The 20,718-nt window shown below is 61.8% G+C and carries 19 protein-coding genes; 8 read left to right on the forward strand and 11 right to left on the reverse strand.

The features are described 5' to 3' along the window. The 6 genes from ABXS05_RS16590 to ABXS05_RS16615 all read right to left on the reverse strand — a co-directional run bounded on the left by ABXS05_RS16590 (position 1) and on the right by ABXS05_RS16615 (position 6,967). The gene (locus tag ABXS05_RS16590; RefSeq protein WP_367624693.1) at positions 1-2,394 is read right to left on the reverse strand and encodes a TonB-dependent siderophore receptor; all 2,394 of its coding nucleotides are present in this window, start codon (positions 2,392-2,394) and stop codon (positions 1-3) included. A gap of 121 nt (positions 2,395-2,515) precedes the next feature. Continuing rightward, a complete protein-coding gene (locus ABXS05_RS16595) occupies positions 2,516-3,478 on the reverse strand; it encodes a FecR family protein (protein ID WP_367624694.1) in 963 nt (320 codons plus the stop codon). Positions 3,479-3,627: 149 nt separating this feature from the next. After that, positions 3,628-4,134, reverse strand: coding sequence for an RNA polymerase sigma factor (locus ABXS05_RS16600; protein ID WP_367624695.1), 507 nt, complete (start codon positions 4,132-4,134; stop codon positions 3,628-3,630). Between the two features lie 507 nt (positions 4,135-4,641). Beyond that, the gene (locus ABXS05_RS16605) at positions 4,642-5,190 is read right to left on the reverse strand and encodes a hypothetical protein (protein WP_367624696.1); all 549 of its coding nucleotides are present in this window, start codon (positions 5,188-5,190) and stop codon (positions 4,642-4,644) included. A 42-nt stretch (positions 5,191-5,232) separates the two neighbouring features. Continuing rightward, positions 5,233-5,742 carry a hypothetical protein gene (locus tag ABXS05_RS16610; RefSeq protein ID WP_367624697.1) on the reverse strand — a complete coding sequence of 170 codons (510 nt, stop codon included), beginning with the start codon at positions 5,740-5,742 and terminating at the stop codon, positions 5,233-5,235. A 331-nt stretch (positions 5,743-6,073) separates the two neighbouring features. Then, positions 6,074-6,967: a LysR family transcriptional regulator gene (locus ABXS05_RS16615; protein WP_367624698.1), complete on the reverse strand. Its 894-nt coding sequence runs from the start codon at positions 6,965-6,967 to the stop codon at positions 6,074-6,076. A 121-nt stretch (positions 6,968-7,088) separates the two neighbouring features. Here ABXS05_RS16615 and ABXS05_RS16620 point away from each other — a divergent pair, with 121 nt between their 5' ends. Further along, positions 7,089-7,976 (forward strand): haloalkane dehalogenase, encoded by an 888-nt coding sequence (locus ABXS05_RS16620; RefSeq protein WP_367624885.1) that lies wholly within the window; start codon positions 7,089-7,091, stop codon positions 7,974-7,976. A 67-nt stretch (positions 7,977-8,043) separates the two neighbouring features. On the opposite strand, the gene ABXS05_RS16625 is transcribed toward ABXS05_RS16620, so the two are convergent. Continuing rightward, entirely contained in the window at positions 8,044-9,468 is a 1,425-nt protein-coding gene (locus ABXS05_RS16625; RefSeq protein ID WP_367624699.1) for an amidohydrolase, read from the reverse strand. A gap of 440 nt (positions 9,469-9,908) precedes the next feature. On the opposite strand from ABXS05_RS16625, the gene ABXS05_RS16630 reads away from it, so the two are divergent. After that, positions 9,909-10,607 carry a GntR family transcriptional regulator gene (locus ABXS05_RS16630; RefSeq protein ID WP_311936804.1) on the forward strand — a complete coding sequence of 233 codons (699 nt, stop codon included), beginning with the start codon at positions 9,909-9,911 and terminating at the stop codon, positions 10,605-10,607. Positions 10,608-10,630: 23 nt separating this feature from the next. Here ABXS05_RS16630 and ABXS05_RS16635 read toward each other — a convergent pair whose 3' ends face one another. Continuing rightward, entirely contained in the window at positions 10,631-11,467 is an 837-nt protein-coding gene (locus ABXS05_RS16635) for a phytanoyl-CoA dioxygenase family protein (protein ID WP_367624700.1), read from the reverse strand. Between the two features lie 148 nt (positions 11,468-11,615). Here ABXS05_RS16635 and ABXS05_RS16640 point away from each other — a divergent pair, with 148 nt between their 5' ends. The 4 genes from ABXS05_RS16640 (at position 11,616) to ABXS05_RS16655 (ending at position 14,627) form a co-directional block, all read left to right on the forward strand. Continuing rightward, a complete protein-coding gene (locus ABXS05_RS16640) occupies positions 11,616-12,632 on the forward strand; it encodes a LacI family DNA-binding transcriptional regulator (RefSeq protein ID WP_367624701.1) in 1,017 nt (338 codons plus the stop codon). 94 nt (positions 12,633-12,726) lie between these two features. Next, entirely contained in the window at positions 12,727-12,888 is a 162-nt protein-coding gene (locus ABXS05_RS16645; protein ID WP_367624702.1) for a hypothetical protein, read from the forward strand. A gap of 8 nt (positions 12,889-12,896) precedes the next feature. Further along, entirely contained in the window at positions 12,897-13,922 is a 1,026-nt protein-coding gene (locus ABXS05_RS16650) for a four-carbon acid sugar kinase family protein (protein ID WP_367624703.1), read from the forward strand. A gap of 3 nt (positions 13,923-13,925) precedes the next feature. Then, positions 13,926-14,627 carry a FadR/GntR family transcriptional regulator gene (locus ABXS05_RS16655; protein WP_367624704.1) on the forward strand — a complete coding sequence of 234 codons (702 nt, stop codon included), beginning with the start codon at positions 13,926-13,928 and terminating at the stop codon, positions 14,625-14,627. A gap of 84 nt (positions 14,628-14,711) precedes the next feature. Here the strand turns inward: ABXS05_RS16655 and ABXS05_RS16660 are convergent, their stop codons facing one another. From ABXS05_RS16660 to ABXS05_RS16670, 3 genes are read right to left on the reverse strand one after another with little or no spacing between them, the layout of a single operon-like run. Next, the gene (locus ABXS05_RS16660) at positions 14,712-15,830 is read right to left on the reverse strand and encodes an iron-containing alcohol dehydrogenase (RefSeq protein ID WP_367624705.1); all 1,119 of its coding nucleotides are present in this window, start codon (positions 15,828-15,830) and stop codon (positions 14,712-14,714) included. A gap of 3 nt (positions 15,831-15,833) precedes the next feature. Beyond that, positions 15,834-16,790: a 4-hydroxythreonine-4-phosphate dehydrogenase PdxA gene (gene pdxA, locus ABXS05_RS16665; protein ID WP_367624706.1), complete on the reverse strand. Its 957-nt coding sequence runs from the start codon at positions 16,788-16,790 to the stop codon at positions 15,834-15,836. Continuing rightward, positions 16,787-17,983 (reverse strand): sialidase family protein, encoded by a 1,197-nt coding sequence (locus tag ABXS05_RS16670; protein ID WP_367624707.1) that lies wholly within the window; start codon positions 17,981-17,983, stop codon positions 16,787-16,789. Before ABXS05_RS16670 ends, pdxA begins: the two co-directional genes overlap by 4 nt. Before the next feature lie 241 nt (positions 17,984-18,224). Here ABXS05_RS16670 and ABXS05_RS16675 point away from each other — a divergent pair, with 241 nt between their 5' ends. Together ABXS05_RS16675 and ABXS05_RS16680 are read left to right on the forward strand one after the other, a co-directional pair. Further along, positions 18,225-19,715, forward strand: a complete 1,491-nt coding sequence (locus tag ABXS05_RS16675; protein ID WP_437178676.1) for an ABC transporter substrate-binding protein — start codon at positions 18,225-18,227, stop codon at positions 19,713-19,715. Positions 19,716-19,801: 86 nt separating this feature from the next. Beyond that, positions 19,802-20,716, forward strand: coding sequence for an ABC transporter permease (locus ABXS05_RS16680; protein ID WP_367624886.1), 915 nt, complete (start codon positions 19,802-19,804; stop codon positions 20,714-20,716). The last annotated feature ends 2 nt before the right edge of the window (positions 20,717-20,718 follow it).

Below are 20,718 nucleotides of genomic sequence, written 5' to 3' on the forward strand. Positions count from 1 at the left end.
TCACCAGCGATAACGCAAGCTGGCGGTCATCACCCTGCGAGCGCCCTGATAGCAAAAACCAGACTCGCAGGTGACATATTTCTTGTCGAACAGGTTGCGGGCATTGGCTTGCACGTCCCAGCCTTTCAACCCTTGCCGAATCTGTCCGAGGTCGTAGCTGAGCTTGGCATCCACCAGCGCGACCGCATCGTTCTTGAAGGTGTTCTTGGCGTCACCGTAGCTTTCGCCGATATAGCGCAAGCCGAAGCCGGCGCCGAAGCCTGCCAGGGCAATGTCCCCGGGTGCCTGGTAGTCGACCCAGGTCGAGAAGCTGTTGCGCGGCGTCGCGGTCGGCACCTTGCCGACGGTGCCGACGTCGCCGGTGATGGTCTTCAGATCCAGGAAGGTATAGGCGCCGCGCAGGCTGAAGCCGGCTCCGAGATTGGCCACCGCCTCCAATTCGAGGCCACGCCCGCGGATCTTGCCGCGCTGCGTCGAAACATTGTTGATGGATACGATGCCGCCATCCTGCGTGACGTCGAAGACGGAAGCGGTGAACATGCCGTCGAACCAAGTGGGGGCGTATTTGACGCCACCCTCGATCTGCCGGCCGGTCGTGGGCTTGAATGCAACGCCATCGGCGGAACCGAGATTGGGATTGAAGGAGGTCGAATAGCTCACATAGGGGGCAAGGCCATTGTCGAACAGATAGGTCAGGCCCACGCGCCCGGTGAAGGCATTGTCGGAAGCGCGCTCGGTGGTTTCGCCAACGCGCTCATAGGTCTTGGTCTGGACCCAGTCCTGCCGGCCGGTCAGGGTCAGGATCCAGTTGTCATATTTGGCCTGCTCCTGCACATAGAGCCCGAGCTGGTTCTGCCTTTGGGACATGTTGGAGGTATTGAAGGGCGGATCGGTGAATGCCCCGAGCGAGGCGCCCGTGGTGAGGTCGAGATCGGGCGCCGTTCCATAGCCGAGGCCGCTGCGCAGCGTGAGGTTGGAATAGTCCAGGCCCACCAGGGTCTTGTGCTGGATGGGGCCGGTCGAAAAATCGGCCTGCAGCTGGTTGTCGATCGCCAGGGCCTTCAACCTGTCGTGGACGTAGCCGGTATAGCGCTTGGCGATCATCGCATTTGCGTCGATGTCGCTGACACCGGTGAAGCGTACTTTCGTGTCGACGCCGCCGTAGCGAAGCTTCTGCCTGAAAGTAAAAATGTCGTCGAACTTGTGCTCGAACTGATAACCGATGCGATATTGCTTCTGCTCCAGGCTGTTATAGTCTGGATCGCTTTGCGAATACTGGTTGGAGGGCGAACCCAACCACTCGTAATATGGGAAGGCGGCTGGTGTCTTGGCCTGAAGATATTCGCCGAGGATGGTCAGCGTCGTCCGGTCGTTCGGGCGCCAGGTGAAGGCCGGCGCCAGGCTGGCAAGCTTGTCGTCGCCGCCGCCCAGGACGTTGGCCGTCTTGCCGTCCCGTAGGGTTCCGGTCAGGCGATAGAGCAAGGTTCCATCGGCATCGATCGGTCCCCCGACATCGAAATTGCCCTGGATGTGGTTCCTGTTGCCGCCTTCCAGTGCCACTTCGCCAAAAGACTTGTCGACAGGAAGCTTGGAAGTGACGTCGACCAGTCCGCCCGGCGATCCCAATCCGTAGAGAGCCGAACTCGGACCGCGCAGCACCGAGATGTTCTCGACATTGTAGGGATCGATCTTGAAGACCGCCATGTTGGCGCCCGGAAAGCGCAGCCCGTCGCGATAAATGCCGTTATAGGTGACGTCGAAGCCACGGATGGAGAAAGAATCGTAACGGGAGTCGAACCCGGCGGACTCCGTGCGCACGCCGGGGGTGTAGGCCACGGCCTGCGTCAAGGATTGCACATTGCGATCGTTCAGTTCCTTGCGGGTGAGCACCGTCACCGATTGCGGGGTCTCGATCAGGGGCGTGTTGGTCTTCGTGCCTGTCGCGCTGCGCGTGGCAACATAACCGGTGCTGCCTTCGCCATTGCCCTCGACCACGACCGGATCGAGTTCGATGGCACCCGAGATACTGGCCGTCCCGTCGCGGATGATGGGCGCCGTGATCGCAACCGTGCTCGAATTGGTGAAGCTGTAGGACAGGCCGGTGCCGCGCAGCAGGCGCGACAGCGCCTGTTGCGGCGTGGCCGAACCGGCAATACCGGGCGATGACTTGCCTTGCGCGACTGCGGGCAGATAGGTGATCTGCAGGCCGCTTTGACGTCCAAACGCCGCCAAGGCCTGACTGAGCGGTCCCCTTGGAATGGAGAACTGGACCTGCGCGGCCTGCGCACCTGCCGGGACAAGGAGCGGCATGGAGGCGATAACGCTCGAAGCCATCAGGGCCGAACTCAGCGCCCAGCCAGACAGGCTCCCACGAAAGCCTCGAGCCAATTCCATCGACAATCCTCCTCACTCACCGACACCGCGGGGCTGCAGGGCTCGATGACTGCATCGCAAGCCTGCCCCTTGAGTGAAGACGAATGGGAGCCGCGAAATTTCTCCCTTCTGCGAAGCTTTTTTACAGCGACGAAATCACGGTGAGGTAGGGACCGAGCGAACGAACGCGGGCCCCGAAGGGGTGAACCACGGCTTCCAAAGCGCGCAGGGGATTGCCGGGATCGAAAACACCGCTGATGCGGTTGGCGCCAAGACCTGCATCGGCGATCATCACGCGCCCCGGCTGCCAGCGTGCGATCTTCGCCACGACGGCTCGCACCGGCTCGTTTTCGACCAGGATCTGGCCACTGCGCCAAGCGCCGATCTGGCGGGCATCCCGGTTGCCGCGGGTGGTAAGGCGGGTGCCCTCGTCAAAGGTCGCCCATTGCCCGGCCGCCAGCCGGGCGCCATCGACGGAAGCTGAACCGGGAACATCGATCTCGACCAACCCATGTTCGACGGAAACCGAAACGAGGCCGGCATCGTTGCTGAGGTCGAAGGCCGTGCCAAGGGCGGTCGCAGCCAGTTCGGACGTCGTAGCCCGGAAGGGGCGCGAAGGATCCTTGGCAACCTCGAAAAATGCCATGCCGGCCAGCAAGGCAACCGCCCTCCGGCGATCGTCGAAATGCAGGGCAATGGCACTGTCCGGGCCCAGTGTCGCCGTGCCGCCATCGGGAAGCGTGACACGGCGGATTTCGGCCGTTCCGGTCAGATGATCCGCCTGGGCGCGGAGGATCAGGCCCGGCAACGCAAGATAACCACCGGCCATGGCCCCTGCTCCAACCACTCCCGCGGCCACGAGGCTACGACGGGTCAACCCCTGCTTGGGGCGCGGTTCGACCTGATCGGCGGGAGCAAGAACCCTGCCTGTCAAGCCATGGATTTCCAAGGCTTCGAGCCACGCCCTCTCATAGGCCGGGCCCCTGGCACGCCAGCGCTTCACCATCTCCCTGGACACCGGATTGCCCGGATCATTCTGAAGACGGATCATGAGATCGGCCGCTTCTTCGAACAGCCGATCTTCCTGTGGCGAAGTTTCGTTCATCGACGTTCCTTGGGCAGGCGACCGGGCACCTGCCAGCCACCCTGACTACATCAATCAAACGGATGAGCGGAAACATTTTTCCAAACGTTCAAAGGGTTGCATGCCGATGCCCGGCCATACTTTGCGACCGCAACACCTTTTCGGCCTGCCTAGGCCTTCTCGTGCAGCCGAGCCCGGACATGAAGGTAGGCTTCCCGGATCAGCGTCCAGGTCCTGGTCGTCGACAGGCCGAGTTCCTGGGCAATCTCGCTGATGGTCCTTTCGCCCAGGCGATGCATCTGGAAAGCCTGGCGCGTGCGGTCCGGCAAGTCCGCGAGCGCGGCCGTGACGATCGCAAGGCGTTGGCGATCGATGACGATCGTCTCGGGTAATGGTTTGTCGTCCGAGATCGCGGCGAAGGCCTCGTCGGCGAGGTCGTCCTTGAGCACCAAGCGCTCACGACGCTGCTGGTCGATGCGTAGATTGCGCGCGATGCGATGGAGCAAGGCTCGCGGATTGGCGTGATGCACCTCGGCATGCGAGTCCGCCGAAAGCAGCCTGAGAAAAGTCTCCTGCGTCAAATCGGCGGCGTTGTCGGCCGTAACCCCCCTACGCCGCAGCGTATTGGAGATCTCCTTGGCGTGGCGCAGAAACAGCGCGTGGATGTCCAGCACCATCTAGCAATCCTCCACGAGGCCGAATTGCCTGGCTGCGATCGGGCCACGCGCCATGGTCGGCGAGGACACCCGTTTGCATGCGCCCCGGCAGGCTGTCCTGGAGCGGAGGAGGAAGAAGCACAGGACTTGAGGCACGACGGCAGCCAATGAAAGAGGACAACTCAATCCCCTTTGCCACTCTCTGAATTCTCTCGCAATAACAATAATTTATACAGATTCTAGACTGTGCGCCGACTACATTCGGAGGATGTTCTTCTTCAAACCCGCAGCCCTTTTCCGAGACCTGCCTGGACTTGATGCCGTCGGGCGGTGAGGAGGCAACGAGGATCTGGCGGCCCGCCTCGTTGTTTCGTCCGTGGTTTGCAAAGACTGGTGCGCGCCCGAATTCCCAGCTGTGGGACGGCTCCTACAGCGTTTTGCGATTCGACGGGGGTATCTGGAATCGCAAAGACGCGTCGAACCAAAGAGCTAGAGCAAACAAGCGTTCAGTCGTGAACGCGCTTTGCTCTAGTCGGGAAGAACGTACCATATCTTCTTGGCGAAGCCGCGCTTGTCGAGCGCCCAGGTCGTGCCGGTCACGACGGCGCGGCCATGACGGCATTGGAAACTATGCCCGGTGTCATGACCCGTGATCGCAAGAGCCAGGTCGCGGCCGTCGTCGGCGCCCGGATTCTCCAGGCAGTACTTTGTGATCTGCGGAATGTTGCGCGCCATGTTGATCTTCACGCAGGGCAGGTTGGCACCGATGGAACAGAGCATCACCTTGCCATCCATGCAGCGATAATTCGCGTCGACCTTCAAATGGGCGTCGAGTTCGCTCGGATTCTCCCGGGACGCGTCGCCTCCGCCCCGGAATGTCTCATAGGCACGCAGCGTCCGATCGCGCAGGTCCGGTGTGTATTCGCGGACGGTGTCGTCGGTGCCGACCCGGGCGCAATAGGTCGGAAGATCCTCGTTCGCTCCTTTCCCGATCCTGGTGGCGATGGCGGGCGCCGGAAGGCCACTCACGGCAGCAGCGACACAGCACGAAGCGGCAAGGACGAGTTGCTTGATCATGGCGATCTCCAAACAAATGTCGGGAACGTCCGGAACTCTCGCTCAAGCCGGCCGGCAAAACAGGCAGCGAAGGCCTGCAGCACCACGGCGGCCGATGCACAGGGCCGTGAGACCCGCGACCGCGCCGGCAAAAGCAAAGGCCAGGACGATGTAGGGCATCGATAGACCCTTCAGCCAATCCGGCAGGCGGAAAGCGGCCCCCATTGCCAGATGAGGCACCAGGAAGAAGCCGATGAGGAACCCTGCCAGACTGTGTGATTGCAGCATCAGGAGCGCGATGATGCCGCCGGCGGCCGCGCCGAACCCCAATGCATGTCGCCGCCGGGTCATTCGGGCCGCACCCGCGAGGCTCCACAGGGGATAGCCCACGACAAGGCAAACCATCGCGGCGATCGGAATGACGTAGACTGCCAGGAAAACGATGGTAAACGCCTCATAGGCGGGAAGGGAAAGCCCGCGGCCGGCCGCCAGCTCCCTGGTCCATCCCAGGAGCAAAGGCACCAGCAAGGAAAAGCCCGTCAGCACCATCCAAGTCGTAACGCCGGCGGCCAACAACCCACGGATTCGATGCGGTCGATTTTCTGAAAAGGCAGATCTCGGATCGTCTTCCATCGCGCTGCTCCCTTTGGGGGTGATCGCTAATGGTTGGCTCGACTGTCAGATCATTCCAGCAGAACCGAAATAGGACCTTGATTATCCTACAGGCGATTTATTGGATCTGTTGTGTCGAGCGTAACACCAAACAAAACCGGCCGGCTATCGTTTCCCGGCCTTGGCCGTGCTCCCCGAAATCCTGGGCATCGCCTGACGAATACCGGGTCGCGACTTGCAGATCCGCAGGGGCCGGGTTGCAGCCCATAGCGCCAGGACTGCTTTATCGCTTCTATACGCCTTCGAAGCGCAGGCGTTCCTGTCGGATGGCATCGAACAGGAAATCGGCCACGACCCGGATGCGCTGCGGCGGTTGCGCACCATGACGGGTCAACAGCCACAGCTCACGCAATGGGGGCGTGCGGGACAAATCTATCTCTACAAGATCGGGATCATCCGCTGCGAGGAAATGCGGCAGCAAGGCGATGCCAAAGCCCGCACGCGCCGCTACGATCTGTCCCGTGATATTATTGCAGCGCAAAGCCATTGGCGCGTTTTCGAACTGTGCCGCGAGCCATTGCGCTTCGGGAAAATCGGCGCCCGCCTCGTCGAAGCCAATGAAACGCGGTGAGGCACCGGCGAAGATCTGTTCGCGCCATGCCGGGGTTCCATAGAACCGATAGGCAAGGCTGACGGCCCGGCGTGCCCTCAGTTCCCCTTTTTCCGGCCGACCGATGCGCAGCGCAATGTCGGATTGGTGCCGTCTGAGACTGAGCGGCCGGCGTTCCGCGTTGATCTCGAGTTCGAGGAGCGGGTGCTGTCGTTGCAAGGCAGCCAGCTTGGGAATGACGAAGCTTTCGGCCAGGCTAGGCGTCGCGGTGACGCGGACGAGACCGGTCAGCGCGGTTTCGGGCTCCAGCCGCGACAGGGCGGCCGCCGCGCTTTCCATGGTATCGGCAGCCTGTAACGCCTGCCGGCCGGCATCGGTCAGCTGGTAGCCATTCGGATCGCGTTTGAAGAGCTTGACCTGGACGGCGGCTTCGAGGGCGGCAATACGGCGTGAGACCGTGGCGTGATTGACCCGCAAGGTGCGAGCGGTTGCCGACAAGCTGCCATGGCGTGCCAGCGCCGCAAAGAAGCGCACATCCTCCCAATCGATCCGGCCTGTGCGAAAATGATCATGCATTGCGCAATATTAGCGAATTTTCGCAGAGGCTGCGACGGCCTAATTTGCCCCCCATGAGAGCGATGCCGAATGGCACCAACAGGCGCTTCGGCCTCTCCAGACAGGGAGCAAGACCTTGAATATGATGATCAATCCGGAAGATCCCCATCCGCGCGAACGGATCAAGGTACTCGACAGCGAAATGAGCTACGTGGCCGTCGGCACGGGCGACCCGATCGTTTTCCTGCACGGCAACCCGACCTCATCCTACCTCTGGCGTAACGTCATTCCCCATGCCAGCGGGCTTGGACGCTGCCTGGCTCCCGACCTCGTCGGCATGGGACAATCAAGCCCGTCACCATCCGGCGCCTATCGCTTCATCGATCAGTCGCGCTATCTCGATGCATGGTTCGAGCAACTCGGCCTTACCGCCAATGTCACTCTGGTGCTGCATGACTGGGGGTCGGCGCTCGGCTTCTATCGCGCTTTCCGGCATAGCGAACAGATACGCGCCATCGTCTACATGGAGGCGATCGTCGCTGAACGCCATTGGGCGGATTTCCCTGCAGGGCGCGACAAATTCTTTCGCGCCCTGCGCTCGGAACAGGGCGAGGCGCTGGTGCTCGACCAGAACTTCTTTATCGAAACCGTCCTGCCCAAGAGCATCATCCGCCCCTTGGGCGAGACCGAAATGGACGCCTATCGCAAGCCATTCGTGCAACGCCAGGCCCGGTTGCCAACCCTCATATGGCCGCGTGAACTGCCGATCGAGGGTGAGCCGGCGGATGTGCTGGCCATTGTCCGGCAATACAGCGCCTGGCTGGCAAGGGCAGCTATCCCGAAGCTGTTCATCAATGCCGAGCCAGGCGCAATCCTTACCGGCCGGACACGCGAGACATGCCGCAGCTGGCCTCACCAGCGCGAAGTGACGGTCAAGGGTATCCACTACCTCCAGGAAGATTCGCCGATGGAGATCGGCGAAGCTCTGCGCCGCTTCCTAGAGTCTCTCGACGAAGCCCATAACGGGTAGCAAATCGGCCTTGCCGAATAGCCGGGCCGATCTCACGAGAACGCCGCGCTTGCCTATACGGACAAGGTCAGCCGGCCTTGGGGAGCGTGCCGTAGGCGAGCTTACCCTTGTGGAACACGGCATTACGGACAGGCAAGCGCGCGACGGCCTCGGCCGAGCAGCTGGCGGGGAGGAGATTCATGCTCGCTTCGTCACCCACCTTCGGCCAGACCTGCTCGCCCTTGTCGTTGAGCGGGGTGACAAAGCCGGTCGCATATCCGAGCGTGCGATTGATCTCGAACTCCGTGCTGCGATACTGGATGCGGGCGATTTCGTTGGCTTTCTGCAGCATGTCGCAATTGCCGAACGAATCCCACCAATCCATGGTGCTGTCGGTACCGCAGATCACCTTGATGCCGGCTTCGTGCAGTTCACGCAGCGGCATCGCATCCTTGCCCAGGGGAACTGCACTGGCGAGGGTAACGCCCAGCGCCTTCATGCGGGCAGCAATGTCGCTGAGCTCTTCCTTGGAGAGTTCGGCCAGCGAATAGGCATGACTGAAGGTCACGTTACCCTGCAGCTGCTTGTTCTTCTCCATGTGATCCATGATGCGGTTGAAGGCGGGAATGGCCGTCTGACGCGGCTCATGGATGTGGATGTCGATCCCGACGTTGAAATCGATCGCGAGCTGGACCGTCGTGTCGACCGATTTTTCCATGGCATTGTCGAAGGCGGAAGGATCGACACCGCCGACATAGCTGACGCCGCCTGATTTCAGCGCTTCGCGCATCAGTTCGACACTGTTGGAGGCGAGCAGGCCATGCTGGGGAAAAATGATGATCTTGGAGTCCAGCGTATCCTTGAAGCGCTCGAACGACGCCTTGAGGTGCTCGAGATTGCCGAGCTTGCTGACAGGATCGACATTGCAATGGCTGCGGCAGACCGTAGTGCCGTGCAAATGCATCAGGCGCACCATCGCGGCGGTACGTTCCTCGGCCAGCGGTAGAAGCTTGGGCAGAATCTCGCGTTCCTGGGCGATGCGATCGGCTCGGCCATGCTCTCTTGGCAGCGTCGCTTCCCACGGACCGCCATAGAAGGTCTTGTCCAGGTGGATGTGCATGTCGCGGAAGGTCGGCAAGAGCAACTGGCCCTGCGCGTCATAGGTCGCCGTGCCCGCCGGGATGGCGGCCTTGCTGTCGAGGATCTCGGCGATCTTACCGCCAGCGATGCGCAGCGTCTTCAACTCGGTACTGGTGTGGGCGATGACCGGAGCATCGAGCCACGACTTCTTCTCCTCGACAAAGCCCGTCTCGAGGCGGACGTTGAGCAGGTGATAGGCATCCGGCAATTTCGTCACATCGCTGACGGGTGTCGTGACGGCACCGACATCGATCATGGATTTCCCGTCTGCCGCCTTCGCGCCCGCCGCCAGGCCAAGACCCAGCGCCAAACTGCCGGCACCGGCTCCCGCCATAAAGCCGCGTCGAGACAATTCCACTTGTGAGCCATTCATATTTCCTGCCCTCCCGAGCCAGCGAGCCGCGCTCACTAATTGTATGCATTATTTATGATAAATTGCATACTTATATGACACGCCCGAGTCAAGCCAGGGGAGAGGCCCCGGGCGCTCGATTGCACTGTCGCGCCGCTTATGAAAGGCAACCACATGCGATCAGGCTGGAAAAATTCACATATCTTTTGAATGGCACCCCTATCGAAAATCACTTTCGATTTTCGAATGCAATTATTGTATGTAAAATATAGGAAATATGCGTACAGAATTATCCTCAAGGACGCACCTCGCATGCCCGGGCCGCAGGATCAGGCATCCATCAAACGAGTTGGCAAACCCTCGCGATGGCAAATGCATGTTCACGGCGATGACAAGCGACTGGACACCCACAATATTCGCATGCAATTCCAAGAGAGAAGCGTTGGAGCCGGAGATCTCGAATGGCAAAGAAGGTGAGCGACATCGGCGGTGGCCGCTCCCAGGCCGTTCACCGAGCCTTGAAGCGAGCCATCCTCGACCAAGCGCTGCCGCCCGGATCGAAACTGCCGGAGGACTCGATCGGCGAGCGGCTGGGCGTCAGCCGCACGCTGGTCCGTGAGGCGCTCGTCCGCCTGAGCCAGGAAGGGCTTGTCGAACTGCGACCCAACAAGGGAGCCGTGGTCTCCCATCCCAGCCTGGAGGAAGGCCGGAACCTGTATCTCACGCGCATCGCACTGGAACGCCTGGTCGTCGAGACCCTTTCGGGAAGCCTGACGCAGGAACAGATAGACACGCTATCGACCCATATCGCCGCCGAGGAGGCTGCCAGGACCGAGCACGCGGCGTCGATACGCCTGGCCGGCGAATTCCACACACTGTTGGCCCAGATGACCGGCAATGCCAGTCTCATACGCTATGTGAACGAACTGGTCGCGCGCAGTTCGTTGATCCTCGCCCTCTACGGCAGGCCGCACTCCTCCGAATGCGCCGTATCGGAGCATCGGGAACTGCTGGACAAGCTGATCGCCGGCAAGACCGACGAGGCGGTCGCCCTGATGACACACCACCTCGACTCGATCACGACGCGCGCCTTGTTGCCCCGGAAAGACAGCCTCGCGGACGCTCTTCATGCCTATGCGGTCGCCGAGGGCCTGGCCTAGCGCCGATCCATGGAGAGCCATCCTCAGGTCGGGTCGGCGCCCATCACGAGACCTTCGATGTCGTGCTTCTGGCTGATCGGCACCAGTTCGTCCACGACCCTGCAAACAAGATGCCGTTTCGCAATATCAGGCAAGGCTTCGTACCAGTCATGCGTGACCATCATGTCGTGCAGATCGGCATGCCCTGCCCCCGGCGCATCGACGCCAAGGACCATGACGGGCCGCGCGATCGGCGATTGATGCTCCGTTCCTCGATGGACCGTCAGGGCAGACCGGCAGGAAATATCACCACGCTGCGGATATTTGCGGGTCGCCCGCTCCTGGAAGCGGCCCCAGAACGGCTTGTCCGGAAACATCTCATGCTTCCATTCGCGGCCGTCGTCATACTGCGTGCCGGGCGCGATTTCGAAAGGCCCCATGTCCTCGGTGACATCGACGCCGGTGAGATTGAAGGCGAGCGAGGTAATTTTCAGATCGCGATAAGTGTCGGCCGGTGACGGGAAATCGCGATGCCAGGGCTGGTATTTCGCACCCTGGAACGGCACGTCGAAGCCGATTTCCACGATCTGGTAATCGGGTCCGAGTACATGGGCGCAGACATCCACGACCCAGGGATGGGTAATGAGGCCCACGAAACCGCGAAAGGCCTGCGGATGTATTTCGACATACCAGCGGCGCGGACCACGACCGACGGCGCCGCCGGGCCTTTGAATGGCTGCCCAGAAAGCCGTCATCATATCTTCGCGCATGTCGTCGGCCCATTCAGGGCTGAAGGCGCCTTTCAATCCAATGATGCCATCCTCGACGAGTTGCGCCGCCTGGGAGGCGATATCGTAATTGAACGAGGGGTGCGTGGTCATCCGGCCGTCTCCTCCCTTTTGCGGAGACGCTATCGCAGCTAATAATTATTAGTCAATGGTCGAATTTTATTAGCTTGTGTAGCTTGCGTAGGGTCGGATCCCGAATGGGGGACTTGTGAACAGCCGGAAAACCAAGAAGCGCGTGACGATGATGGACGTAGCGAAGGCAGCGGGCTGCTCGCAGGCTACGGTGTCCGTCGTCCTGAACGGCATCACGGATATCAAGATCTCTCCCGACCTGCGCATGCGGGTGCAGAATGCGGCGCGTTCCCTCGGTTATGGAATGGGAAGTCCAATTCGGCGGGCGAACTTCGAAGAACTGCGGGGCAGTTGCATCGGCTTCATCGTGGACCAGTTGGCGACGACGCCGGAAGCCGTCAATGCCATTGACGGCGCCCGACAGGCATCCTGGGAAAACGACGTCACCATTCTAGTGGCGCAGACCCAAGGCCGTGCCGAGCACGAACGCAAGGCGGTGGCCCGGCTTCTCCAGGCGGGCGCACAAGGTATCGTCTATATGTCGATCTTCACCCGCCGCGTTTCACTGGATCCAACTTTCGACAACCTTCCTGTCCCCCTGGTCTTGCTCAATTGCTATACGAGCGATGACCGCTTTCCAGCGGCGGTCCCCGACGAGGCGACAGGCGGGCGAATGGCGACCGTCTCCCTCATAAGAAAGGGTCACAGGCGCATCGGCACGATCGTGGGAGAAAGCTTCATGGAGGCGGCCCAGGACCGGCTCGCCGGCTACAGGCAGGCGCTGATGGAGGCTGGCATTCCCTATGACGACCATCTGGTCGCCGAGGGGAACTGGACGCCGACCTCCGGCTTCGAGGCGACGCAAAGGCTCCTGTCGCTCGAGGAGCCGCCGACCGCCATTTTCTGCCAGAACGACAAGATGGCAATGGGATGCTTCAACGCGATCGTCGAAGCTGGCCTGAGGATACCGGCGGATCTGTCCGTCGTCGGATATGATGATGACGAGCTATCACGTCACTTGCGGCCCCAGTTGACGACGCTCGAGCTTCCGCATCGAGCCATGGGTGCCTGGGCCATTGAGCAACTTGCAAGGAAGTCCGCATCGTCGGCTCGCCGCATTCACAAGATCGGATGCACGTTGATCGAGCGAGCCTCTTCGGACCGTCCAGCTGTCCGCAGAAGATGAATTCGTACGTCGCCGGCCTGGAATCCTGATCGCTGGAAACGGGTCCGCGCGTGGCTGCCGGCAATCCAAACAGCCCCCGGCGAAGGATCTTGTGATGTCCGCACCAAGCAGCACGGGCGATCCGATCGGGCTTGTCTCCGGCGGCATGTCTCAAACCCACCCCGCCAAGCTCCCGCCTGGTTATATTTGTAATATTTTTACAAAAAACATTGACATTTCAATGATAAATAGAGGAAAAAAGATAACAACAATTTGAGAAACGTGATGTTGGCCATTCTTGCCGACGATTTGACAGGAGCGCTGGACACCGCCGCACCATTCGCGGCGCGGGGCATGCATGCGCAGGTGGCATTGACGATCGATGCCATTGAGGAAGCCGTCCGGGAAGGGCCGGATGTCGTCTCGATCAATCTCGCCTCCCGCGAACTGACCGCCGATGCAGCGCGGTGTCTGACCGCCGCGGCCTTGGCCGCCTTGCCAGCCGGGGCCCGCCTGTTCAAGAAGGTGGACTCGCGCCTCAAAGGACATATCGCCGCCGAGCTCGATGCCCTGCCCTTCCGCGCTGCACTGGCGGCCCCAGCGATTCCCGATTTCGGACGGGTGGTGAAAGCCGGCCATGTCCACGGGTTCGGCGTGGACGCACCGATCTGCCTGGCCGAGGCGCTTGGGCGGCATGCCACACGTGCCACAATTCCGGACATTTCGGATCAGGACGAGATGCGCGCCTGGCTCGCCCGGTCGGAAGAGGCCGGCGTGGACCTTCTGATCGGCGCACGAGGCCTGGCGGAAGCGCTTGCCGAACGGCTCAGCCGGCGCGCCTCCGGGAGCACGGTCGAGATTGCTGAGGGACCCGCCCTGTTCGTGATTGGATCTCGCGATCCGATCACGCTCGCCCAGGTCGATGCGCTCAAGGCTGCCTTCGATCCCCATTACCTGCCGGCGCCCAATGGCCGCCTGGCGGAAGCCATCGTCGACGGCAGCGCCATCACTCTCGTGCAGGCGGTGCCGGGCACGGAGGCCGCGACCTCGCAGGAGGTCTCCCATGCCCTCGCACACAGTGTATTTTCGGGCCTTGCAAGGGCATCGACACTGCTGCTGTCAGGTGGAGAAACGGCACAGACCGTGCTGGAAAAAATGCAGATCAGACGTTTTCGGCTCCTGGGCGAATGCCTGCCGGGACTGGGCTTGGCCCACGCCCAGGGCCATTGCATCATTGCAAAATCAGGGGGGTTCGGGCAGCCGGATGCGCTGAGCAGGATCGCCGGCCAGATCCTCCGCAGGACGGGATGACAGATGGGTTTGCAAAACGGAACAGCGCGCAGGAGCCTCGGCGATCTCGTCTTCGAGCGCATGCATCGTGCCATCAAGTCCGGCGCATACAAGCCGGACGAGCGCCTGCCGACCGAACATGACCTCGCCATCGAATTCGAGGTCTCGCGCCCGATCATTCGGGAGGCACTGCGCCGGCTTCGCGAGCAGGGTTTCATCTATTCGCGGCGAGGGGCAGGCAGTTTCGTCCGCGCCGTCGGCATGCGGGAACCGCTCGGTTTCGGACAATTGGAAAACGTTGCCGACCTGCTGAACTGCTACGAGTTCAGGCTCACCGTCGAGCCGGCCGCGGCGGCCGCGGCGGCGGAGCGCCACGACGCAGCCAATCTGGCCGCCATTCATCAGGCCCTGGAACTCATGCGCGATGCCACCAACCGGCAATCCCATCGGGAAGATGCCGATTTCCAGTTCCACCTCGCCATCGCGCGAGCGGCCCAGAACAATTATTTCTTCACCGCCATGGAAGCCCTGAAGGACCACATCGCCGTCGGGATGCGCTTCCACGGCGCCTCGGTCAAGCGCGAGGCGACCGGCCTCACGCGAGTCTTCGCCGAGCATGAAGCCATCGCCAAAGCCATTGCCACCCGCAATGGGGCGAAGGCGAGACAGCTCATGCATGATCATCTGACCGGGTCTCGCGACCGCCTGTTCCAGGCGAGCAAATAAGCCGCCCGAATGCAAAAACCCCGGCAAGGTCCGGGGTTTCCTCATTGCCCTCGCCGAAAACCGGCGGCTTTCTTGCGTGATGCCCTAAAGGGCAGCCCGGTAGATTCCGAGCACGTCATCGACATTCATGTCGATCGGATTGTTGTCCATCAGGCGACGGTTGGCATGCGCCTCGCTCGCATAGAGCGGCAGGTCGTCCTTCTTGGCACCATGGGCGGTAAGCGACATCTCGATGCCGAGGCCTCGGCAGAAATCATGGGCGGCCTCGACCAGTTCGGTGCTGGAGAGATCCTGTCCCAATCCGAGGGCATGCGCCACTTCGGCCGTCTTACCGGCCGCTGCCGGCTGGTTGAAGGCCAGCACATGCGGGAAGATGATCGCGTTCGCCAAGCCATGGGGCAGGCCGAGCCGCGTACCGAGCGGATAGGCGATGGCATGCCCGGCAGCGGTGTTCACCGGTCCCAGGCAGATGCCGCCATAATAGGAGCCGAGCATCAACCCTTCGCGCGCCTCGGTATCGCTGCCGTCCCTGACGGCGCGCGCGAGATATTTGCCGACGAGTTGGAAGCCCATGCGGGCAAAACCGTCGATCATCGGATGGGCGCGGCGATTGGTGAAGGCTTCGACGCAGTGCGCCATAGCGTCGACACCGGTTGCCGCCGTCACCGCCGGTGGCACGGAATAGGTCAGTTCCGGATCCAGTACGGCGAGATCGGCGATCATATGCGGACTTTCGACCGCAATCTTGTTGCCCTTGCCGGGATCGGTGATCAAGGAACGAATGCCCGCCTCCGAGCCCGTGCCCGCCGTGGTGGCGACCTGCGCGAGGCGCGTCCGGCGGCCCGCCACCCGGTTCGGCCCGGCGACATCGGCGAGCGTCTGCTGTGAATCCCAGAGCGCGGCCACCAGCTTCGCGACATCGAGAACCGAACCACCGCCAAGACCGACGATCAGGTCCGGCTCGCTGCGGCGCGCGGCTTCGAGAGCGGCATCCAGAGTTTTCGTATCAGGCTCGCCGGGAATGGCATCGAACACGGTGACGCGGCCGGGCGGTTTCAGACGATCGGCAAAACCCGCCGTGATCGGTGTCGCAATCACGAGCACCGACCTGGCATCACCGGCCCAGTTGCCGACCTCAGCCACCGTGCCGGCACCGACGGCAAGACGGCGAGGCTGATGAAGAATGATTGGAGCGATGGTCATGCGTCATCCCCGCCTGGCCGCGCCTGACACCAGCTTGCGGGCGTAGGCAATGGCCGAAATCATGTTGCCGTGATTGGCAATGCCTTTGCCGGCAATGTCGAAGGCCGTACCGTGATCGACGGAGGTGCGATCGATCGGCAATTCCACCGAAACGTTTATGGCCGTGTCGAAGGCGACGAGCTTGACCGGAATGTGCCCCTGATCGTGGTATTGGGCGACGACCAGGTCGAACACACCCGAATAGGCGCGGTGGAACACCGTATCGGCGGAAATCGGACCATGGGCATCGATGCCTTCGGCCCGAGCCGCCCTGACCGCGGGTGCGATCTGATCGTCATCCTCGGTGCCGAACAAGCCGTTCTCCCCGCAATGCGGGTTGATGCCGGCCACCGCGATCTTGGGTGCGGCATAACCGATGCGCCTGAGATGAGCGTCGCCGGCGCGGATGGTTGCCAGCACGCGCTCGGTGGTGGAACGACGGATCGCCTCCTGCAGCGACACATGCGTCGAGACGTGAATGACCTTCAAACGCTCGGAGGCCAGCAGCATGTAGGCTGCCTTCGACCCGGTCAGGCTGCGCAGCATGCCGGTATGTCCATCATAGTGATGGCCGGCGAGGTTCAAGGCCTCCTTGCTGATCGGTGCGGTGACGATACAACCGATCGTTCCGGCTTCGGCATCCCGCACTGCCTTCTCGATGAAGCGGAACGCAGCATCGCCGGCGACCGGGCTCAGCTTCCCCCAGGGCAGCGGCGCGCCCTCGACCGGCAGGTCCACGACATGGGCGGCAAGATCGACATCGAGGCCGACGGCCGCTCGTGCAGCCTCCAGCGTCGGCAAATTGCCGTAGATGCGAATCGTGTCGCGCTCCTGGGGCGACATGCCGGCGAGTGCCCGGATCGAAATTTCGGGGCCGACGCCGCAAGGGTCGCCCATGGTTATGCCGATGATGTTGCTCATGAAGGACTCCGAACGGCAGCCTTGTCCCAGCCTGGAGCCAGCCGGACATATTTGATGGCGCGCCGATGATAGGTGTAGGCCAGATGCATGGTACCGTCAGGTTCCTCCAACAGCCAGGGATACGACATTTCCTTGTTGCGGCCGTCGGTCGAGTCGTTGGAGAGACAGGTACCGGGACCATCCTCGATGACAAGACGAACCGGAAACGTCTCGCCGCCATCCTCCGACAGGCACAGGCAGACCGGTGCCCGCGGCACGCCCCAGATGGGCGTGCAGCCGCCGGCTGGATCCGCATCCGGGCGACGATCGTCCTCGCCGAGTTCGTCATAGAGCGAGGCGCGCCGGTCCGCGGACTGCGCCGCGTTCACGGGATTGCAGATCATCGCAACCCTGCCGTCGCCGAGGCGTATCGCCGCAATGGAGGAATTGTTGTTCGGCACATCGGTCGCCTGCGGCACGGACCAGGACCTGCCCCCATCCATGCTCTGGGTCCTGAAGACCCAATCCGCCTGCCGCCGGCGGAAGAAGGCGGCAAGACGATCCGCGCCCAGCCGGACCGGCGACATGTGCACGCAGCCGATCGACTGGTCGAGATCTTCAAGCTGCCAGCTTCTCCCCTGGTCGAGGCTGATGCCGACGGCGGCCGTGTCATGGCTGCCGTTCCATTTCTGGCCGGGCCGCTGGACGCAACGAAAGATGGGCAACAGCCAGGCCCCGTCATCGCGCACCGTCACCGGCGCCCGCACGAAACAGCCACGTGGCAGATCGAGATAACGGCCCTCCTCGGCCGTGAGCGCCGGCGGTTCCGAGATGCCGCGGCGGATCTCGGCCATGCGGATCCTGCATTCGTCCTGATTGCCGGAAGGCTGCGAAGTGTGGAAGAGCCACAGCCTTCCGTCCGGTGCCGTGAAGAACACGGGATTTTGCTCCGAATGAGCAGGGTCGAAGCTCAATTTTTGGGGCAAGCCCCAGCACGGCGCGCCCTTGGGCAGCACCGAGGCGAAGATGGAAATATCCGATTTGCCTTCGAGCGTGCCCCCGAACCAGGCGCAGAGCAGGGTGCCATCGTGAAGCAGGTGCAGAAAGGCCGCATGATTCTGGATCATGGGCGAAGGCAGCAAAGCCTCCTGGCGCCCCGGCGACACGCCTTGGAGCCGGCCATTCATGTTCCGGGCTATTTCCTCGGGGTCCATTCGTTCCCTCCCATCTGAGGCCACCATCGCAAAAAACACAAAGTTGTCAAGTTTTCTAATGTCACGATTCCGATTAAAGAATGCAGTTTTTTTTATTAACTAATTGATTTTTAATCAAAAATTTTTTTAAAATACCGGCAATTGAATTTACATTGTGAAATAAATTGACAAATTTATAGGAAAAGGCGATGGTCTGGGCAACCGGCGAAAGGACGTCGGAGGGAGGACTGCCGTGAAGAAAATGCTTGTCTTGGGGGCGCTGATGCTGGGCTCGGCCCTCTCGCCCGCCTTCGCCGGATCTGGGCCCATCAAGATCGTGCTCGCCGAGGAAGCGGATCTGCTGGAGCCCTGCATGGCAACCCGCTCCAATATCGGCCGCGTCATCATGCAGAACGTCAGCGAGACACTCACCGAGCTCGATGTTCGCAACCATAAGGGCCTGATGCCGCGCCTCGCCGAAAAATGGGAACAGAATCCCGATGGCAGCTGGCGCTTTCATCTGCGCCACGGCGTCAAATTCTCCGACGGCACGGCTTTCGACGCCAAGGACGTCAAGCACAGCTTCGATCGCATCATGAGCGACAAGAACGCCTGTGAATCACGTCGCTATTTCGGCGGCATGACCGTGACCCCCGCCATCGTCGACGACTACACCATCGACTTCAAGGCCGATCCCGCCCAGCCGATCCTGCCGCTGCTGATGTCTCTCGTCACCATCGTGCCCGAGGAGACGCCACTCGAATTCGTACGCGAGCCGGTCGGCACGGGTCCCTATAAATTGACCAACTGGACGCCGGGCCAGCAGATCGTCCTCACCAGCCGCGACGACTACTGGGGCACCAAGCCGGAAGTGACGCAGGCGACCTATCTGTTCCGCGCCGATCCCTCGGTGCGTGCCGCCATGGTCCAGACCGGCGAAGCGGATCTGTCGCCGTCGATCTCGCAGCTCGACGCCACCAATCCGGCCACCGATTTCTCCTATCTCGACAGCGAGACGGTCTATCTGCGCATCGACCACAATATCCCGCCGCTGAACGACGTCCGCATCCGCCGCGCGCTCAATCTGGCCATCGACCGCCAGGCCTTCCTCGGCACGCTGGTTCCCAAGGATGCCCTGCTCGCCACCGCGATCGTCCCCCCGCCGACGCTCGGCTGGAATCCGAACGTCAAGGTCTTCCCTTACGCCCCCGATGGCGCCAAGAAATTGCTGGCAGAGGCCAAGGCGGATGGCGTCAACCTCGACACGCCGATCACCATCATCGCCCGCTCTGCCAATTTTCCCAATGTCACCGAGATCATGGAGGCCATCCAGGCCCAATTGCAGGATGTGGGCTTCAAGGTCGACCTAAAATTCGTCGAGGTCGCCGAGCACGAGCAGTATTATTCCAAACCCTTCAAGGAAGGCCGCGGGCCCCAGATCGTCGCCGCCATGCATGACAATGCCAAAGGCGACCCTTCCTTCTCGATGTTCTTCAAATACGCGACAAACGGCACCCAGTCCGGCTTTTCCGATCCGAAGGTCGACGACCTGATCAAGCGTGCTTCCGCTGCAGTCGGCGAGGAGCGGGCCAAGCTATGGTCGGAGCTGTTCGCCTATCTGCATGACGACGTCGTCGCCGACGTGCTGCTGTTCCACATGGTCGGCTTCTCGCGCGTTTCCGAGCGCCTGGACTACAAGCCGACCATGGCGACCAATTCCATGCTCCAGCTCTCCGAGATCAAGATCAAGTAGACTTGTCCGCTCGAACGACAGGCTTGCCAGTCGCAACAGCCATCGAGGCGGTGGGTCATCCTGCCGCCTGCCGCCTTGAGGACGCCATGCTGAGCTTCATTCGAAAACGCGCCATGGCCAGTCTGATCTCCCTGGTCGGACTGATCGTCATGGTCTTCTTCCTGTCGCGCCTGACCGGCGACCCTGCCGCCCTGTTCCTCCCGGTCGAGGCTTCGGCTGAAATGAAGGAGCAGTTCCGCCAGTTGCACGGCTTGAACGATCCTCTGCTGGTCCAGTTCCTGCGCTATGTCGGGGACGTGGCGGTCGGCGATTTCGGCGAGTCCCTGCGCAAGGCCCGACCCGCCCTCGACGTCGTGCTCGAAGCCTTCGTGTGGACGCTCTGGCTTGCCGCCATTACGATGACGCTGGTCGCCAGTGCCGCCATCGTCGTGGGCTCGCTTGCCGCCTTCCGCGCCGGCGGCTTCTTCGACCGGCTCTCCTCCCTGATCTCCCTGCTCGGCGCCTCGGTTCCCGATTTCTGGATCGCGATCGTGGCGATCGTCGTCTTTTCCGTGAAGCTGGCCTGGTTGCCGACGTCGGGCACAGGTTCCCTTCTCCACTGGATCCTGCCGATCTGCGTGCTGTTCATCCGCCCCTTCGGCATCATCGTGCAGGTGGTACGCGGATCGATGATCGGCGCCCTCTCCTCCGCCTATGTGAAGACCGCCCGCGCCAAGGGCGTCAAATCGGGCCCGATCATCTTCATCCATGCCCTGCGCAACGCCATGCTCCCGGTCATCACCGTGATCGGCGACCAGGCCGCGAGCCTGCTCAATGGCGCCGTCATCGTCGAGACCATTTTCGGTTTCCCGGGCATCGGCAAGCTGATGATCGATTCCATCCTGCAGCGTGACTTCAATGTCGTGCTGGCGGCGATCCTCGTCACGGCGCTGGCGATCTTCCTCATGAATCTCCTGATCGACTTTGCCTACGCACTGCTCGATCCGCGGATCCGTCACTGAGG

Source organism: Labrys neptuniae, assembly GCF_040797145.1.
In the GTDB taxonomy this organism is placed as follows: domain Bacteria; phylum Pseudomonadota; class Alphaproteobacteria; order Rhizobiales; family Labraceae; genus Labrys; species Labrys neptuniae.

Bases quoted from the DNA above. Each gene is read 5' to 3' on its own strand.
- ABXS05_RS16645 (WP_367624702.1), top strand. From the start codon at position 12,727: ATGTCCGCACCAAGCAGCACGGGCGATCCGATCGGGCTTGTCTCCGGC.
- ABXS05_RS16630 (WP_311936804.1), top strand. From the start codon at position 9,909: ATGGCAAAGAAGGTGAGCGACATCGGCGGTGGCCGCTCCCAGGCCGTT.
- ABXS05_RS16670 (WP_367624707.1), bottom strand. From the start codon at position 17,983: ATGGACCCCGAGGAAATAGCCCGGAACATGAATGGCCGGCTCCAAGGC.
- ABXS05_RS16595 (WP_367624694.1), bottom strand. From the start codon at position 3,478: ATGAACGAAACTTCGCCACAGGAAGATCGGCTGTTCGAAGAAGCGGCC.
- ABXS05_RS16655 (WP_367624704.1), top strand. From the start codon at position 13,926: ATGGGTTTGCAAAACGGAACAGCGCGCAGGAGCCTCGGCGATCTCGTC.
- ABXS05_RS16625 (WP_367624699.1), bottom strand. From the start codon at position 9,468: ATGAATGGCTCACAAGTGGAATTGTCTCGACGCGGCTTTATGGCGGGA.
- ABXS05_RS16640 (WP_367624701.1), top strand. From the start codon at position 11,616: ATGATGGACGTAGCGAAGGCAGCGGGCTGCTCGCAGGCTACGGTGTCC.
- ABXS05_RS16660 (WP_367624705.1), bottom strand. From the start codon at position 15,830: ATGACCATCGCTCCAATCATTCTTCATCAGCCTCGCCGTCTTGCCGTC.
- ABXS05_RS16650 (WP_367624703.1), top strand. From the start codon at position 12,897: ATGTTGGCCATTCTTGCCGACGATTTGACAGGAGCGCTGGACACCGCC.
- pdxA (WP_367624706.1), bottom strand. From the start codon at position 16,790: ATGAGCAACATCATCGGCATAACCATGGGCGACCCTTGCGGCGTCGGC.
- ABXS05_RS16590 (WP_367624693.1), bottom strand. From the start codon at position 2,394: ATGGAATTGGCTCGAGGCTTTCGTGGGAGCCTGTCTGGCTGGGCGCTG.
- ABXS05_RS16680 (WP_367624886.1), top strand. From the start codon at position 19,802: ATGCTGAGCTTCATTCGAAAACGCGCCATGGCCAGTCTGATCTCCCTG.
- ABXS05_RS16615 (WP_367624698.1), bottom strand. From the start codon at position 6,967: ATGCATGATCATTTTCGCACAGGCCGGATCGATTGGGAGGATGTGCGC.
- ABXS05_RS16605 (WP_367624696.1), bottom strand. From the start codon at position 5,190: ATGATCAAGCAACTCGTCCTTGCCGCTTCGTGCTGTGTCGCTGCTGCC.
- ABXS05_RS16620 (WP_367624885.1), top strand. From the start codon at position 7,089: ATGATGATCAATCCGGAAGATCCCCATCCGCGCGAACGGATCAAGGTA.
- ABXS05_RS16675 (WP_437178676.1), top strand. From the start codon at position 18,225: ATGCTTGTCTTGGGGGCGCTGATGCTGGGCTCGGCCCTCTCGCCCGCC.
- ABXS05_RS16600 (WP_367624695.1), bottom strand. From the start codon at position 4,134: ATGGTGCTGGACATCCACGCGCTGTTTCTGCGCCACGCCAAGGAGATC.
- ABXS05_RS16635 (WP_367624700.1), bottom strand. From the start codon at position 11,467: ATGACCACGCACCCCTCGTTCAATTACGATATCGCCTCCCAGGCGGCG.